Genomic DNA, 16,661 nt, shown 5'->3' on the forward strand with positions numbered 1-16,661 from the left:
GGTATCCCTCCCTAGCGGCAAGACGTTGGTCTAACACAAGGAAGGCAGGAACGGAAAGAGCTAGTTACAGAACCGTAACAAGGTTAAGACTAAAAGCGCACGACCGCGGCGCCCCAAGTAAAGCCGCCGCCCATTGCTTCGAGGACGATCAGGTCGCCCTGCTTGATCCGGCCGTCCTTGACTGCCGTATCCAGCGCGAGCGGGACCGATGCGGCCGACGTGTTCGCGTGCTGATCGACGGTGACGATCACCTTGTCTGGGGCCAGTCCAAGCTTGCGCGCGGTCGCGTCCAGAATGCGCGCGTTGGCCTGATGCGGCACTACCCAGTCGACATCCGCGGCCGACAGGCCGCTGACCGCGAGCGTCTCGGTCATCACGCTGGCGAGGTTGACGACGGCGTGCCGGAACACTTCGCGTCCCTTCATGCGGACCTTGCCGACGGTTCCGGTCGTGGACGGGCCGCCATCGACGTACAACAGCTCGTTATGCCGTCCATCGGCATGGAGGCGGGTCGCCAGAATCCCGCGACCCTCCGCGCCCGTATCATTATTGTCCTGACCTTCGAGCACGATAGCCCCGGCGCCATCACCGAAAAGGACGCAGGTCGTGCGATCTTCCCAATCGAGGATGCGGCTGAACGTCTCCGATCCGATTACGAGGGCGCGGCGCGCCGATCCCGCGCGGATCATGCTGTCCGCCACCTGCAGCGCGTACAGGAACCCGGAGCACACCGCTGCCACGTCGAAGGCGACGCAGTCGTTGATGCCAAGGCTAGCCTGCACCTTGGTCGCGCTGGACGGGAAGGTCTGGTCGGGGGTGGCGGTCGCCAGCACGATCAGATCGATGTCCTGCGCCGACAAGCCGGCCGAACCGAGCGCCGCGCGGCACGCATCGGCCGCCAGCGTGGCAGTCGTCTCGTCCGGCGCGGCGATATGGCGGAAGCGGATGCCGGTCCGCTCGACGATCCATTCATCCGAAGTATCGACGGTCTCGGCGAGTTCGGCATTCGATACGCGTCGCGCCGGGAGCGCGGATCCGGTTCCGACGATAACCGATCGAATCATGCTGCCTTCGCCTCGAATTCACGCAGGTCCTCGGCGATTCGCCGAGTCAGGTCGTCCCGTACCATCTTTGCCGCCGCTGCAATTGCGGTTGCCACGCCGATCTCGTTCGCGCCGCCATGGCTCTTCACAACGAGCCCATTCAGCCCGAGAAAGACGGCACCATTATGATTGTTCGGGTCGAGATGATGGCGCAGCAGGTCGGTCGCGGGCTTGGAGATCAGGAATCCGATCTTCGAGCGCACCGAGGACCGGAACGCGCGCTTGAGCAGATCCGCCACGAACCGCGCGGTGCCCTCGGCGGTCTTGAGCGCGATGTTGCCCGAAAACCCGTCGCAGACGATGACGTCGACGTCGCCGCGCGACAGTTTGTCGCCTTCGATGAAGCCGGTGAACTCGAGCGGGAGGTGCGATGCGTGGCGCAGCGCCTGGGCGGCGTCGCGAATCACGTCGGTGCCCTTCTGGTCCTCGCTGCCGATGTTGAGCAGCGCGACGCGGGGACGCGCGAGGTCGAGCGTAGTGCGCGCATAGGCCGCGCCCATCACGGCAAACTGGATGAGGTTGCGCGCATCGCATTCGGTATTGGCGCCCAGATCGAGCACCACCGTATCATTGTCGCCAAGCGTCGGCATAAGTCCGGCGAGCGCAGGGCGGTCGATCCCGGGGATCATCCGCAGCGACAGCTTCGCCATCGCCATCATCGCGCCGGTGTTGCCGGACGAGACACAGGCGGCCGCGCGGCCTTGCTTCACCATGTCGATCGCAATGCCCATCGACGTCTTCTTCGACCGGCGAATCGCCTGGGTAGGCTTTTCGCTCGATCCGACGACCTCGGGCGCGTGGACAATCTCGGCATGCGCCGAAAGGTTGGGATGCTGCTTCAGCCCAGCGACAATCGCATTCTCGTCACCGACGAGAATGAATTGCATGTCGTCGTAGCGGCGGCGTGCCCGCGCGACTCCAGCCAGCATCACTGCCAGCCCTTCGTCGCCACCCATCGCGTCGACCGCGATCCGGGAGCTGTTCGTCACGCTGGCCGCTCCCTGAAAACGCGCAATGGGTACACGCCCGATAGCACGAGCCGCGCCGATCCCGTCGGGATCAGCCTTCGACCGACAGGATCTCGCGGCCGTTATAGTGGCCGCACGACGCACAGAGATTGTGCGGACGCTTCAGTTCGCCACAATTGGGGCATTCCTGGAACGACGCGACGGTCAGCGAATCATGGGCACGGCGCATGCCGCGCTTGGAAGGCGTGGTTTTTCTTTTGGGGACGGCCATTTCGGCGAAACCTTATACTTGTCTGAACCGGTGCGATAAGCCCGAACCAGGTACGACGCAATCGACGTCATGGTCGACCGCGCAAGCGGCACCGGCGGCCTGACATCTCGCGAAGATCGCGGCCTATAGCGATTCTATACGGCGTTGCAAGCTTTGCGCGCCCGTGCGACGGGTTTCTCCCGTTGTGAGGGGATATTTGCGATGATGAGCGGCTCGGACATGACCATTACGCTGGTGACCGCGGGGGCCGCGGCGATCATCAACCTGTGGCTGGCGATTCGGGTCGGTTCGGTCCGGACCAAGGCGAAGATCCTGTTGGGCGACGGCGGCAATGAAGTGCTGATTCGCCGCATGCGCGCGCACGCCAATTTCGTCGAATATGCGCCGTTCATCGTGATCCTGATCGGCTTGATCGAACTGACGTCCGGCAGTTCCTGGTGGCTGTGGGGCGCAAGCGCAGCGTTCCTGGTGGCACGGGTGGCGCACGCGCTGGGGATGGACGGCCTGCCAGTGGGCCGCATGGTCGGGACGATCCTGACCTTCCTGCTGCTGCTGGGCCTCGGTGGTTACGCGATTGCGGTGCCGCTCCTCGGGCACCACGCCAGGACGACGCTCCCCCCGAGCGCCGTTCCGGCGGGCTGAGCGGCATCCCCGAGGATGCCGCCGACGGTCAGGCAGCGAGCGCTGCGTCGCTGACGAACATGTTGGTCTGGCGCTCGTGCGCGAAGGTGCTGGCAGGGCCGTGGCCCGGCAGGAACGTCGTGTCGTCGCCGAGCGGCCAGAGTTTGGTCACGATCGAGTCGATCAGGTGCTGGTGATTGCCGCGGGGGAAATCGGTACGACCGACCGAACCGGCGAACAGCACGTCGCCGACGATCGCGAGCTTCGACGGGGCGTGATGGAAGATCACGTGGCCGGGCGTGTGCCCGGGCGTTTCATAGACGTCGAGCACGAGATCGCCGACGGTCACCGTGTCCCCCTCGACCAGCCATCGGTCGGATTCGAAGTTGACGCCGGGGATGCCATATTGTGCCCCGCTTTCCGACAGGGTCGAGGTCAGGAAGCGATCCTCCTCATGCGGTCCCTCGATCTGTACGCCGAGCGCGTCCGCGAGCGGCTTGGCCTCTCCGCAATGGTCGATATGGCCATGGGTCAGGATGATCTTCTCGATCGTCACGCCGTGCTGCGCCGCGGCTGCGTGCAGCCGCGGGAGGTCGCCGCCGGGATCGACAAACGCGCCGCGCATCGTCGCGGTGCACCACAGCAAGGTGCAATTCTGCTGGAGCGGGGTAACCGGAAGGATCGCGGCGCGAAGGGGTGGGGTGCTCATGGCCCGTGAATACGGTGGCGCGGGATAGGGAGCAAGACGCGGGTGGCGTTGGTGACGCCGGGGCTTGCCCCCGGGGCGCCTGACGGGGCATCTGATCCGCAGACATGCTGAGCCACCAGACCAAGCCCTTCGTCCTGCTCGACGATGCCCGCCCGGACGGCGCTCCGGCGCGGCTGTATGTCGATCCGCTCCGGATCGTCGAGGCGCATACGGTCGCGGAGGTGGACGGGGTGCTGGCGGCGATACGGGCGGCACGGCATGCCGGGCTGCACGCGGTCGGCTTCCTGGCCTATGAGGCGGCAGGCGCCTTCGAGCCCGCGGTGCCGCGACCGATCGCGACGGACCAGCCTTTGGCCTGGTTCGGGATCTTTGCCGATTATGCTGAGATCGCCCCCGATGCGGTCGCCGCGTTGCTGCCCGATCCGGCCGGGGCATGGAATTCCGAGCCTGTGCCGGCGATCGATCCCCTGGCCTACGATGCGCAGTTTGCGGCAGTCCAGGCGGAGATCGTCGCGGGGGGATTGTACCAGGCGAACCTGACCTATCGCGCCACGATGCAGGTCCGTGGCGACCCGCTGTCGCTGTACGCGAGGCTGCGGCGCAGCGCGGCCGCCGGGTTCGGCGCACTCATCGACACGGGCGCGGCGACGATCCTCTCGCTGTCGCCCGAGCTGTTCTTTGCGCTGGAGGGGGAGCGGCTGACCTGCCGTCCGATGAAAGGCACGGCGCGGCGCCAGGCTTCGCACGACGCGGACAGGTCGGCCGCGACGGCGCTCGCGCAGGATACCAAGCAGCGCGCCGAAAATCTGATGATCGTGGACCTGATGCGCAACGATCTCGCCCGCGTCGCGCGCGCGGGATCGGTCGCGGTGCCGACGCTGTTCGCGGTCGAGACCTATCCGACGGTGCACCAGATGGTATCGACCATCACCGCGGACCTGGCGCCGAGGAACGATGCGGTGGACGTGCTGGCGGCGCTGTTCCCGTGCGGGTCGATCACCGGCGCGCCGAAGATTGCGGCGATGCAGGCCATCGGGCGGATCGAGCCGTCGCCGCGCGGCCTCTACACCGGCACGATCGCCCGCTTCGACGCGACCGGCGACGCGATGGCGAACGTCGCCATTCGCACGCTGACCTGGCCGAAGGGCGAGGACACGGCGACGCTCGGGGCGGGCGGGGGCATCGTCGCCGATTCGGATCCCGCTGCCGAGTGGGACGAAGCGCGGGCAAAGCTCGCCTTCCTCACGCATCGCGCGGGGCGGTTCGATCTGATCGAAACCATGGGGTTCGACCCGGAACAGGGCTTGCTGTTGCTCGACCGGCATCTCGAACGGCTCGCCGCGAGCGCGCGTGCGTTCGACTTCGTGTTCGATCGCCACACCGCCCGTAACGAACTTCAGGCCGCGACCTTCCGCCTGCGCGTGGCGTCGCGAGTCCGCTTGCTGCTGGCGCCGAGTGGCATGGTTGCGATCGAGGTCAGCGCGATGCCGGTTGCCTCCGACCAGCCGGTCGCCGTTGCCGTCATGCCCTTACCGGTTGCGGTCGCCGATATCAGGCTGCGCCACAAGACGAGCGACCGTCGCTTCTACGATCAGGCGCGGGCGGCATCCGGGGCATTCGAAGTCGTGTTCGAGCGTCCGGATGGGCGGCTGACCGAAGGCAGCTTCACGTCGCTGTTCGTCCCCCGCGGCGATGTGCTGGTGACACCGCCGCTGGCCGACGGCCTGCTGCCCGGGGTGCTGCGCGCGGACCTGCTGGCGAGCGGGCGCGCGGTCGAGGGGATGGTCACCGCGGCCGAACTGGCGCACGAATTTTTCATCGGCAATGCAGTGCGCGGTCTGATTCGTGCGCGACGAACGGTTGCGACGGCGCCAGCGGCGCGATAAGCGCACGCCCGACCCTTCGTGATTTAGGCCTTTGCTATGCACCCCTCCGCCGCGCTCAACCGGATCAAGCCATCGCCGACGCTGGCAATCACGTCGCGCGTGCAGGAATTGAAGCGCGCAGGGGTCGACGTGATCGGCCTCGGCGCCGGCGAGCCCGATTTCGACACGCCCGATTTCGTCAAGGAAGCCGCGATCAAGGCGATCCGCGACGGCCAGACCAAATATACCAACGTCGACGGCACGCCCGAGTTGAAGGCCGCGATCGCCGCCAAGTTCGCGCGCGACAACGGCCTGCGCTACACGCCCGACCAGATCAGCGTGAACGTCGGCGGCAAGCACACGCTGTTCAACGCGATCGTCGCGACGGTCGAGGCGGGTGATGAAGTGATCGTCCCCGCGCCTTATTGGGTCAGCTACCCCGACGTCGTGCTGTTCGCAGGCGGCACGCCGGTGTTCGTCGCCGCCGGCCCCGAGCAGGGTTACAAGCTGCTCCCCGAGCAGCTCGAGGCGGCGATCACGCCGAAGACCAAGTGGGTGATCCTCAACTCGCCGTCCAACCCGACGGGAGCCGCCTATACCGCAGCCGAGCTCAAGGCATTGGGCGACGTGCTCGAACGGCACCCGCACGTGTGGATTTTCTCGGACGATATGTACGAGCACATCCTGTACGACGGCTTCGAATTCGCGACGATCGCGCAGGTCTGCCCGTCGCTCTACGAGCGCACGCTAACCGTCAACGGCTGTTCCAAGGCCTATGCGATGACCGGCTGGCGGATCGGCTTTGCGGGCGGCGCATCGTGGCTGATCAAGGCGATGGCCAAGCTCCAGTCGCAGTCGACCAGCAACCCCTGCTCGATCGCCCAGGCGGCGGCGGTGGCGGCGCTCAACGGCGACCAGTCGTTCCTGAAGGAGCGGGCGGCGGCGTTCCAGGTGCGGCGCGACCTCGTCGTCGGCATGCTCAACGATGCCGAGGGGATCACTTGCCCGAAGCCGGACGGGGCGTTCTACGTCTATCCCGAATTCTCGGTCCTGATCGGAAAGTCGACGCCGTCGGGCAAGCTGATCGACAGCGACGAGGCGATGGTCGCCTATCTGCTCGACGATGCGAAGGTCGCGGCGGTGCAGGGCGCGGCGTTCGGTCTGTCGCCGGCGATGCGGATCTCCTATGCGACGTCGGATGCGCTGCTGAAATCCGCCTGCGAGCGGATCCAGGCGGCGTGCGCCGCGTTGAGGTAAACCGCACCCGAAACGATCGTTCAGCTTTTGGCAACGCTGCGTTTGCAATTTGGCTCTTGTCGCGGTGCAGCATCAGGACGATCTGACCGCTACGTTTTCTGGCGTTTCTGCCGGCGACGAAGAGGTAAGACGATGCGCAGCATCCTGAAGTCCGATTTCATCTGGCAGTTCGTTGGCGGCTTCGCGCTGGGCGCGGTCGCGCTCGTCACGTTGCACCCGGTCGAGGGCGCGCACGCCGCTACGCGGACCGAGGTTGCGGCGACGCGTTAACGACGAACTGCTTCCCCGGCGAAGGCCGGGGCCCAGTCGTGATGGCAGCAGTAACAGCGCGCAGCGGCTTCCACGATCCGGCGCGCTACTGGGCCCCGGCCTTCGCCGGGGAAGCAATTACCGGCCAGTGATCTCCCTTACCCCTCCAGACTCTTCGACGCCTGCTCGAACATGTCCTTCGACAGCCCCGGCGTGGCGACGATCCGCTCGAGCTCGGCGCGCATCAACCCCGCCCGCGCCGGATCGAACCGCCGCCAGCGCCCGAGCGGCGGGATCAGCTTGGCCGCGGTCTGTGGGTTGAGCTTGTCGAGCGCGATCAACTGGTCCGCCAGGAAGCGATACCCCGCCCCCGACGCCGCATTGAACGCACGCTGGTTCACCCCGAACGCCCCGATCAGCGCGCGCGCGCGGTTCGGGTTGGACAAAGTGAAGTCGCGATGCCGCGACAGCGCCTCGACCGCTGCGCCAGTATCGTCGCGCGGCGCCATCGCCTGCACCGAAAACCACTTGTCGAGCACCAGCGCATTGTCGCTGTAGCGATTGTAGAAGATGTCGAGCGCTGGCTCGCGCTGCGGGGCCTCGCCCCCGACCAATGTGGTCAGCGCGCTCTGCCGGTCGGTCATGTTGTCCGCCGCCTCGAACTGCGCGAACGCGAGGTCGCCCGCGTCCGACGCGCCCGATGCCGCGATATAACCCAGCGCGACCGCCTTGAGCCGGCGCTGGCCCTTGGCGTCGGGTGAGTAGACATAGCCGCCGGTCGTGTTCGCCCGGGCGCGGTCATAAGCCGACCGCCATTCGCTCTCGAGCGCCCGCCCGATGTCGCGCCGGAGCGACTCACGCGCGCGGAAGATCGCCTCGGGGTCGACGATCGCAAGCTGGTCGCCGATGAAACTCTCCGAAGGGAGCAGCACGGCTTCCGCGATGAACGCCGAGTCGAGCGTGGCATCGGCGAGCGTACCCCTGATCGCGGCAACGACGGCGGCATGATCCGTGCGGCCCTGCGACGCACCCTGGACGAGCGTGTCGAGCATCAGCTGCTGCAACGCCTCGTAGCGCGCGAACGGATCGTCGTCATGCGCGCCGAGGAAGGCGAGATCCTCCGCGGTCCGGTCGGTCGCGATGATCGCAGGCGCGGAGAAGCCGCGGTTGATCGACAGGACGGGCCGCTCGGTGACGGTCTCGAACACGATCGTCTGCTCGGCGTCGGTCAGCAGGATTGTCTGCTCGTCGGTCAGCGCATGGCCGGTCTCGGCGCCGAACAGCTTGATCTTGAGCGGCAGGACGACCGGGAGCTTGTCCGGCTGCCCCGGGGTCGGCGGGGTGCGTTGCGTCAGCACCAGTTCCGCGCGCGCCGACCCCAGATGGTGCGTCAGCGACGCGGTGACGCGTGGCGTCCCCGCCTGGCCGTACCAGCGGCGAAATTGCTTGAGGTCGACGCCGCTCGCTTCCTCGAGGCTCGCGACGAAATCCTCGCACGTCGCCGCCGTCCCATCGAACCGGTCAAAATACAGATCGGTGCCAGCGCGGAAGCGGTCCGGGCCGAGGATCGTGGCCAGCATCCGGATGATCTCGGCACCCTTGTTGTAGATGGTGGCCGTGTAGAAGTTCGAGATTTCCTGATAGGCGTCAGGCCGGATCGGGTGCGCGAGCGGTCCTGCATCCTCGGGGAATTGCGCGGCGCGCAGGCCCCGCACGTCCTCGATCCGCTTGACCGCGGCGGAACCCTGGTCGGCGGAGAAGGTCTGGTCGCGGTAGACCGTGAAGCCTTCCTTCAGCGAAAGCTGGAACCAGTCGCGGCAGGTGACGCGGTTGCCCGACCAGTTGTGGAAATATTCGTGCGCGACGACCGCGGCGATCGCGTCGTAATCGTAATCGGTCGCAGTGTCGGGGTCCGCCAGAATGTAGCGGCTGTTGAAGATGTTGAGCCCCTTGTTCTCCATTGCGCCGAAGTTGAAATCGTCGACCGCGACGATGTTGAACACGTCGAGGTCATATTCGCGGCCATAGACCCGCTCGTCCCACGCCATCGAGGTCTTGAGCGCGTCGAGCGCGTGGTGCGTGCGCTCCAGATCGCCCGCGCGGACCCAGATGCCGAGCTCGACCGTCCGGCCCGAGCTGGTGACGAACGTCCCGCGATTGACCGCGAGGTCGCCCGCCACCAGCGCGAACAGATAGCACGGCTTGGGGAAGGGATCGTTCCACTCCGCCCAATGCCGCCCGTCGCCCGCGTCGCCCTGCGCAACCGGATCACCGTTCGCGAGCAGCACCGGATAGCGCGCCTTGTCCGCGGTCATCCGCACGCTGTAGCGGCTCAGCACGTCGGGGCGATCGGGGAAGAAGGTGATGCGGCGGAAGCCCTCCGCCTCGCACTGGGTGCAGAGATTGCCGCCCGAGGCGTAGAGCCCCATCAGCTGGGTGTTGCGATCGGGCGCGATCTCGACTTCGGTCTCGACGGTATGCGCGGAGCCGGTCAGCATCAGCACCAGGGTGCCGTCCTCGATCACCCAGTCGTTGACCGGGACGTCGTCGACCTTGACCGAAAGGAGGGTCAGCCCGTCGCCATCGAGACGGAGCGGGCGGTGATGCGCGTCGCTGCGCAGCACGTGCAGCGTCGCGCGGACGCGGGTCCGCGCCGGATCGAGATCGAAATCCAGCGCGATTTCCGGGACCTGCCAGTCAGGCGCGGCATAATCCGCGCGACGGGTGACATGGGGCTGGGCGAGGCTGGTCTGGATGTCGAGCATTGTCCGAGATGTAAGGGGCACGTGGCGGACGTGCCACCGAAATCGCGTGGCGTGCGCAACCGGCTTGCCTCGCCTCGCGCGACTGCTACCCCCGGCGGGATGATGCGTAGCTTCCTCCTTATCGTGCTCGCGACACTGGCGCCTGCCGTTCGCGCCGAGACGCCGCGCGTACCGCTGGCCGCCGCCCTGCCCGACGATCAGGCGCAGATGAAGGCGCATGTCCTGTTCCTCGCCTCGGACGCGCTGCGCGGGCGGGACGCGGCGAGTCCCGAATATGCGATCGCCGCGCAATATGTCGCGGCGCAGTTCTTCGCGGCGGGGCTCGCGCCTGCGGGTGACGACGGTGGCTATCTGCAGACCGTGCCGCTCGTCAGTTATCGTCCCGCCGACCACGGCGATGTCGTGCTGACGCGCCCGGGGGCGGGGCCGCAACCGCTGATGTTCGGGGACGACTTTACCCCGGGCGCGATCGCCGGGGCGGCGCGCACCACGCTGGATGCGCGGGTCGTGTTCGTCGGGCAGGGGATCGTCGCACCGCGCTACAAGCGCGACGATTATGCGGGCGTCGACGTGCGCGGCAAGATCGTCGCTTTCTTCGGCGGCGCGCCCGAAAGCTTCCAGAGCGAGGAACGCGCGCATTTCCAGAGTCCCGCGACCAAGGCGGTGATCGCCGCGGCGCACGGGGCAGTCGGCACGATCCTGCTGACGCGCGGCGTCCTGCCCCCCGGCGGCGGCGGCTGGGACCGCGCGCGCACGACCTGGGCGCTTCGCGACGGCACCGGCGACATGCCGGGCGCGCCGCAACTCGCCACGCTGAGCGCGAGCGGCGCGGCCAAGCTGTTCACGGGCGCGCGGACGGCGTGGAAGACGATCCTCGACCGGTCCGCGAACGCCGAGGCGCGCTTCACCGCCGAACCGCTTGCCGCCAACCTCGCGGTGGCGATTCGTACCGCATTCGAATCGGCGAGCAGTGCCAACGTCGCGGGGATGATCCGTGGGCGCGATCCGGCGCTCGGCCAGGAGGTCGTGGTGCTGTCGGCGCATCTCGACCATCTGGGCGTCAAGGCGGAGGGGACGGGCGACCTGATTTACAATGGCGCGGAGGATAACGCCGTCGGGATCGCCGCGCTGATCGAGGAAGCGAAACGCTTCAAGGCGTCGGGCAAGCCGCCGCGCCGTTCGATCCTGTTCCTGGCGGTCACCGCGGAGGAAAAAGGGCTGGTCGGCTCGGATTATTTCGCGCGCCACCCGACCGTGCCGATCCGCAGCATCGTCGCGGACGTCAATCTCGACATGCCGATCCTGTCCTATCCGTTCGAGGACATGACCGTGTTCGGCGCGGATCGTTCGACACTCGGGCCGATCGTGGCGAAGGCGGTCGGGACGCTGGGGGTGACGATGTCGCCCGATCCCGATCCCGCGCAGGGCATCTTCGTGCGGTCCGACCATTATCGCTTCGTCCAGCAGGGGGTGCCGTCGGTGTTCCTGTGGCCGGGGCAGAAGGGACCGGGCAAGGCCGCGACCGCCGACTTCTTCGCGCACCGCTATCACCAGGTCTCGGACGATCTGGCGCAGCCGATCGACTGGGCGCAGGGGATCCGCTTCGTGAATGCAAATTACGCGATCGCGCGCGAGATCGCCGATGGCGACGCGCGGCCGCGGTGGAACAAGGGGGATTTCTTCGGGCTGCTCTATGGGGGATATGGCGCGAAGTGAGGGGACACATCTTCTTCACTTCCCCGGCGAAGGCCGGGGCCCAGTAGCGCTGGTTTCTGTAACTGGAAACTTCGCGCGATGACGAAACGTTTCGCTCCTGGGCCCCGGCCTGCGCCGGGGAAGGGTGAGGTTAGAATAAGGGCAAGGACTATCATGCGCCTGTTGATTTTCGGCCTCGGCTACACCGCCCAGCATCTCGCGGACCGGTTGCGCCAGGACGGCTGGCGCGTCGTCGGCACCAGCCGTGACGGGCGCGCGGGGACGATCAGCTTCGACGACATGGACGCGGTGCGGCGCGAGATCGCAGTGGCCACGCACGTCCTGTCCTCGGTCCCCCCGGCGAACGAATCCGACCCCGTCCTCGCGGCCTATGGCGCCGACCTTGCCCGGCTCGGCGGATGGCGCGGCTATCTGTCCTCGACCGGCGTCTATGGCGACGCCAACGGCGCGTGGGTCGATGAAACCACCCCGACCGGTACCGGCCGTCGTAGTGCTCGCGCGGAGGCGGATTCAGCGTGGCTCGCGGCGGGCGCGCATGTCTTTCGGCTGCCGGGGATCTACGGCCCCGGCCGTTCCCCGCTCGACCGGGTCGCGAGCGGTGCGGCGCACCGGATCGAGGCTCCGGGGCAGGTGTTCAGCCGCTGCCATGTCGACGACATCGTCTCGGGCGTGATCGCGGGGATGAACGGCCCGCCGGGCGCGTACAACCTCGCCGACGACCTGCCCGCGAGCCAGAACGACGTGGTCGACTTCGCCGCGCGGCTGCTCGGGATGGCCCCGCCGCCGTTCGTCGCGCTCGAGACGCTGTCGGCGATGGCGCAGGGCTTCTACGCCGAGAACCGCCGGGTCGCGAACGGCAAGGCCAGGCGCGTGCTGTACTGGACCCCGCGCTACCCGGACTATCGCGAGGGTCTGCGCGCCTTGAGCGCGATGACCAGCCCGCCGACGACCAGCGCCGCGCCCGCCGCTGCCAGCGCCGACCAGCGATAACCCTCGAACAGCGTCGACAGGCACATCGCGATCACCGGCACCATAACGCCCGAATAGGCCGCCTTCGCCGGGCCGATCACGCGGAGCACGCCGAAATAGAGCGGAAAGGCGATCGCGGAGGCAAATACGCCGAGGTAGAGCGTCGCCGCGACATAGGCGAGCGTCGCCTCGAACACCGGCGGCCCGGTCGTGATCCAGGCGAACGTCCCGTCGAATAGCGCGCCCAGGAACATCGCCACAGCGAGCATCGGGATCATCGGATACCCCCGCGCGGTCTGCGTGCCTTGCATCACGTTGGCGGTGGAGGCGGAGAAGATCGCGAGGACGGTAAAGCCGATCCCGATCAGCACTTGCGTAGGCCCGTGCGGATCGACCCGCATCTCGCGCAGGAACAGAAGGGCCACGCCCGCCATCGCGACGCCCATCCCGACGACCAGTTGCCGCCCCAGTTTCTGCCCGAGGAAGATTCGCCCGAACACCGCATTGGGGAGCAGCATCAGCGCGAACACCACTGCCACCAGGCCTGACGTGATGTGCATCTCCGCGCGGTAGACGAAGTTGAAGTTGAGGCAGAATTGCGCGAGGCCGAGCAGGATCGCAAACCGCCACCCCCGCGCATCGAGCCGCAGTCGCTCCCGCCGTGCAAGCGCATAGCCCGCCATCACGACGCCGGCGATCAGGAAGCGGTAGGTCACCGACCAGCTCGCGGGAACGACACCGAGCTGGCCGCGGATGACGAGCCAGGTCGATCCCCAGATCAGCGTCACGATCCCGAACGGGATCAGGATCGCGAGCTGGCTCGATCGCGGTGGCCAGGCGCCGGGGGGCGCGGAACTCAAAGCGCGGCGATCGCGTCGGCGAGCGGCTGGATGTCCTTGGGGTCCTGATCCCAGGAGATCACGAGCCGCGCTTCGCCCGGGCCCCAGTCGTAGAAATCGAAGCCGAGGCCGCGCAGCTTCGCGGCTTCCTCCATGGTCACGCGGATGAACACCTCGTTCGCCTCGGTCGGGTGGATCAGTCGGTTGCCCGCAGCTTGGGCGAGCAGCGCCGCGCCCGCATTGGCGTTGCGCGCGAGGTCGAGCCACAGATTGCCCTCGAGCATCGCGAGCAACTGCGCGGCGAGATAGCGGCCCTTGCACAGCAACATGCCCGCGCGCTTGCGGCGGTACAGCGTCGCGTCGGCGAGATCGGTGTCGAAGAACACTAAGGCCTCGGCGTTCATCCCGCCGTTCTTGATGAACCCGAAGCTCAACGCGGTAACGCCCGCGCGCCAGGTCATGTCGGCGAGCGAGCAGTTCGACGAAGCGATCGCATTGGCGAAGCGCGCGCCGTCCATGTGGAGCCCGAGCTTGCGCGACTTGGCGAGGTCGCCGATCGCGGCGACGTCGGCAGGCGAATAGACGCGGCCATATTCGGTCGCGTTGGTGATCGAGATCGCGTGCGGCTGGGTCTGGTGGACGTCGTAGCGCGTCGCGTCGAGGACGGCGGAGATCGTCTCGGAGGTGAGCTTCGCGCCGTCACCCTCGGCGAGGAACAGCTTCGCGCCATGGGTGTAGAATTCGGGCGCGCCGCATTCGTCGTTCTGGATATGCGCGTCGCGGTGGCAGATGATGCTCCCGTGCGGCGGGCACATCGCGGCGAGCGCGAGGCAATTTGCGGCGGTGCCCGAGGGCACCCAGAGCGCGCGGACCTGCGTCTCGAACACTTCGGAGAAGCGCGCGTCGAGCTGCTTGCTCCAGCGGTCGCCGTCATAAGCGGTGTCGAGGGTGTTCGCGTCGGCCATGGCGGCAAACAGGGCGGGGTGCACCGGAGCGGCGTTATCGGAGAAGAAGCGCATGAGGTGTGCCTACGCGCGCGGTCGCGGGGGCGTCAACCGAAGGGAGGAGGGGTGGGGGCGCTTCCTTCCTTGCATCCGCTTCCCCGGCGGAGGCCGGGGCCCAGGAGTGATGGCCGAGGTAACGGCGCGCGGTCGCCAGCAATCCTCTGTTCCTCGACTGGGCCCCGGCCTTCGCCGGGGAAGCGCGACTGTGTCGACTGATGGAATTAGCGCAGCTTCGCCAATGGCATCTGTGCTTACGTCGGAGCGTGCTCCACTGCTCTAAACGCGCCTCCCCGGCGAAGGCCGGGGCCCAAGAGAGATGGTCGAGGTAACGGCGCGCATCCGCCAGCAATCCTCTGTTCCTCGACTGGGCCCCGGCCTTCGCCGGGGAAGCGCAACTGTGTCGACTGATGGAATTAGCGCAGCTTCGCCAATGGCATCTGTGCTTACGTCGTAGCGTGCTCCGCAGCTCTAAACGCGCCTCCCCGGCGAAGGCCGGGGCCCAAGAGGGATGGTCGAGGTCACTGCGCGCAGTCGCCAGCAATCCTCTGTTCCTCGACTGGGCCCCGGCCTTCGCCGGGGAAGCGCAACTGTGCCGACTGATGGAATTAGCGCAGCTTCGCCGATAGCATCTGTGCTTACGTCGGAGCGTGCTCCACTGACCTCAATGCGCCTCCCCGGCGAAGGCCGGGGCCCAACAGTGATGGTCGAGGTAACTGCGCGCAGTCGCCAGCAATCTTCTGGACCTCGATTGGGCCCCGGCCTTCGCCGGGGGGGATAGAGTATGGAATTAGCGCAGCTTCTCCAGCAACGCGGTCGCTGCCGCGGTCTCCGCTTCCTGCTTCGAACTGCCCTCCGCCTCCGCCTCGGCAAACCCGCCGAGCGCGACCTTCACGCGGAAGCGTGGCGCGTGATGCGGGCCCGACCGCTCCATCACTTCATAGATCGGCGCCTTGCGGTTGTTCGCCGCGGCCCATTCCTGGAGCCCCGATTTCGGATGCTGCGGTGCGGCCAGCTGCCGGCTCGCGCGGTCGTCCCAGCAGGTGCGGACCGCATGGCGCGCGCCCTCGAGCCCGGCCTCGAGATAGACCGCGCCGATCAGCGCCTCCATCACGTCGCCCAGCACATTGTCGCTATCCGACGCGCCATCGTCGCGCGCCTGCTTGCCGAGCTTGAGATACGGCACCACGCCGATCGAGCGCGCGACGTCGGCGCAGATCGCGCCCGTCACCAGCGCGTTCAACCGCTTCGACAAAGCACCTTCGGGCTCTTTCGGGAACAGCTCGAACAGCCATTCGGCCATCACCAGCCCGAGCACGCGGTCGCCCAGGAACTCGAGCCGCTCGTAATTCGCCGCCGCCTGGCTGCCGTGCGTCAGCGCGCGTTCGAACGGTGCGAGGTCGAGCGGACGATGCCCGAACGCGGCGGCGACCCAGTCCTGTAGTGCTACGCTCAAAAACCTTCCCCGATCCGCGACCAGCGCGCCGCGCTGAACCAGGTCCATGGCAGCAGCCAGCTCGCCGAGCCATCGGTCGAGAAGAACGACACGACCGCCTTGCCCTCGATCCGTTCCATCGGCACGAACCCCATGCCCTGTGGCGGGTCGAACCGGCTGTCGCCGCTGTCGTCGCGATTGTCGCCCATCACGAAGACGTTGCCCGCGGGCACCTTGTACACGGCGGTATCGTCCGCGCTCGGCATCTCGCCGCGATCGAGCACGGCATAGGTCTTGCCGTTGGGAAGCGTCTCCTGGAACTGGTGATAGCGGCAGATCGGCGTGCCCGATGCGTCCGCATCCTCGAACTCGGCAGGGCATTCGGTCCCGCCGGGATAATTGGGCGACAGCGGTATGGTGAAATCGGGCATCCGCACCTTGGGGATGGCCTTGTCGTTGAGGAACACCTGGCCGCCGCGCATCTGGACGGTGTCGCCGGGCAGGCCGATGACGCGCTTGATCACGTCATGGTCCTCGCCCGGAGGCCCACGGAACACGACGACGTCCCCGCGCGCCGGATCACGCCCGAGGATCCGGCCGGGGATCAGCGGCACGCCCCACGGCAGCGACCAGCGCGAATAGCCGTAATTCCACTTCGACACGAACAGGTAATCGCCGACGTAAAGCCGGGGCAGCATCGACTGCGACGGGATGCTGAACGGCGCGAAGATGAAGCTGCGGAACACGAACACGACGATCGCCAGCTTCAGGAAGAAGCTCAGCGTCTCGCGCGTCTCGGACTTCGCCGGTTTGGCCGCGCGGACGCGCGCTTTGCCGATCGGGGCGGGGGAGGGTTCGGTGTCGGCCATGCGGCGCGGTTTGCGGGGGACGGA

The 16,661-nt window shown here is 67.3% G+C and carries 15 protein-coding genes; 6 read left to right on the top strand and 9 right to left on the bottom strand.

Annotated features, from left to right (window positions below; all coding sequences use genetic code 11):
- Positions 1-89: 89 nt before the first annotated feature.
- From L8G49_RS09095 to rpmF, 3 genes are all read right to left on the bottom strand, one after another.
- The gene (locus L8G49_RS09095) at positions 90-1,064 is read right to left on the bottom strand and encodes a beta-ketoacyl-ACP synthase III (RefSeq protein ID WP_242139683.1); all 975 of its coding nucleotides are present in this window, start codon (positions 1,062-1,064) and stop codon (positions 90-92) included.
- Positions 1,061-2,092: a phosphate acyltransferase PlsX gene (gene plsX / locus L8G49_RS09100; RefSeq protein WP_242184581.1), complete on the bottom strand. Its 1,032-nt coding sequence runs from the start codon at positions 2,090-2,092 to the stop codon at positions 1,061-1,063. The genes L8G49_RS09095 and plsX overlap by 4 nt, the downstream gene beginning before the upstream one ends.
- 70 nt (positions 2,093-2,162) lie before the next feature.
- Complete coding sequence (gene rpmF / locus L8G49_RS09105) at positions 2,163-2,342, bottom strand: 50S ribosomal protein L32 (RefSeq protein WP_242139681.1); 180 nt, start codon at positions 2,340-2,342, stop codon at positions 2,163-2,165.
- Positions 2,343-2,561: 219 nt separating this feature from the next.
- Between rpmF and L8G49_RS09110 the strand changes: the two genes are divergently transcribed.
- Positions 2,562-2,984 (top strand): MAPEG family protein, encoded by a 423-nt coding sequence (locus L8G49_RS09110; RefSeq protein WP_242184583.1) that lies wholly within the window; start codon positions 2,562-2,564, stop codon positions 2,982-2,984.
- Positions 2,985-3,012: 28 nt separating this feature from the next.
- Here the strand turns inward: L8G49_RS09110 and L8G49_RS09115 are convergent, their stop codons facing one another.
- The gene (locus L8G49_RS09115; RefSeq protein WP_242139680.1) at positions 3,013-3,672 is read right to left on the bottom strand and encodes an MBL fold metallo-hydrolase; all 660 of its coding nucleotides are present in this window, start codon (positions 3,670-3,672) and stop codon (positions 3,013-3,015) included.
- A gap of 104 nt (positions 3,673-3,776) precedes the next feature.
- Here L8G49_RS09115 and pabB point away from each other — a divergent pair, with 104 nt between their 5' ends.
- The 3 genes from pabB (at position 3,777) to L8G49_RS09130 (ending at position 7,064) form a co-directional block, all read left to right on the top strand.
- Positions 3,777-5,558 (top strand): aminodeoxychorismate synthase component I, encoded by a 1,782-nt coding sequence (gene pabB, locus L8G49_RS09120; RefSeq protein ID WP_242184584.1) that lies wholly within the window; start codon positions 3,777-3,779, stop codon positions 5,556-5,558.
- Between the two features lie 36 nt (positions 5,559-5,594).
- Positions 5,595-6,794, top strand: coding sequence for a pyridoxal phosphate-dependent aminotransferase (locus L8G49_RS09125; RefSeq protein ID WP_242139678.1), 1,200 nt, complete (start codon positions 5,595-5,597; stop codon positions 6,792-6,794).
- A 132-nt stretch (positions 6,795-6,926) separates the two neighbouring features.
- Positions 6,927-7,064, top strand: coding sequence for a hypothetical protein (locus tag L8G49_RS09130; protein ID WP_242139677.1), 138 nt, complete (start codon positions 6,927-6,929; stop codon positions 7,062-7,064).
- 137 nt (positions 7,065-7,201) lie between these two features.
- Here L8G49_RS09130 and pepN read toward each other — a convergent pair whose 3' ends face one another.
- Positions 7,202-9,808 carry an aminopeptidase N gene (gene pepN / locus L8G49_RS09135; protein ID WP_242184585.1) on the bottom strand — a complete coding sequence of 869 codons (2,607 nt, stop codon included), beginning with the start codon at positions 9,806-9,808 and terminating at the stop codon, positions 7,202-7,204.
- A 99-nt stretch (positions 9,809-9,907) separates the two neighbouring features.
- Between pepN and L8G49_RS09140 the strand changes: the two genes are divergently transcribed.
- A complete protein-coding gene (locus L8G49_RS09140; protein WP_347272049.1) occupies positions 9,908-11,524 on the top strand; it encodes a M28 family peptidase in 1,617 nt (538 codons plus the stop codon).
- Between the two features lie 153 nt (positions 11,525-11,677).
- Positions 11,678-12,514, top strand: coding sequence for an SDR family oxidoreductase (locus tag L8G49_RS09145; RefSeq protein WP_242184586.1), 837 nt, complete (start codon positions 11,678-11,680; stop codon positions 12,512-12,514).
- On the opposite strand, the gene L8G49_RS09150 is transcribed toward L8G49_RS09145, so the two are convergent.
- The 4 genes from L8G49_RS09150 to lepB all read right to left on the bottom strand — a co-directional run bounded on the left by L8G49_RS09150 (position 12,424) and on the right by lepB (position 16,637).
- Positions 12,424-13,353 carry an EamA family transporter gene (locus tag L8G49_RS09150; protein WP_242184587.1) on the bottom strand — a complete coding sequence of 310 codons (930 nt, stop codon included), beginning with the start codon at positions 13,351-13,353 and terminating at the stop codon, positions 12,424-12,426. The two genes, L8G49_RS09145 and L8G49_RS09150, sit on opposite strands and share 91 nt — an antisense overlap.
- A complete protein-coding gene (locus tag L8G49_RS09155; protein WP_242139673.1) occupies positions 13,350-14,351 on the bottom strand; it encodes a beta-eliminating lyase-related protein in 1,002 nt (333 codons plus the stop codon). The genes L8G49_RS09150 and L8G49_RS09155 overlap by 4 nt, the downstream gene beginning before the upstream one ends.
- 772 nt (positions 14,352-15,123) lie before the next feature.
- Entirely contained in the window at positions 15,124-15,789 is a 666-nt protein-coding gene (gene rnc, locus L8G49_RS09160) for a ribonuclease III (protein WP_242139672.1), read from the bottom strand.
- Positions 15,786-16,637, bottom strand: coding sequence for a signal peptidase I (gene lepB / locus L8G49_RS09165; protein ID WP_242184588.1), 852 nt, complete (start codon positions 16,635-16,637; stop codon positions 15,786-15,788). Before lepB ends, rnc begins: the two co-directional genes overlap by 4 nt.
- Positions 16,638-16,661 lie beyond the last annotated feature (24 nt).

The organism is Sphingomonas sp. CARO-RG-8B-R24-01 (genome assembly GCF_022662295.1).
Taxonomy (GTDB): Bacteria; Pseudomonadota; Alphaproteobacteria; order Sphingomonadales; family Sphingomonadaceae; genus Sphingomonas.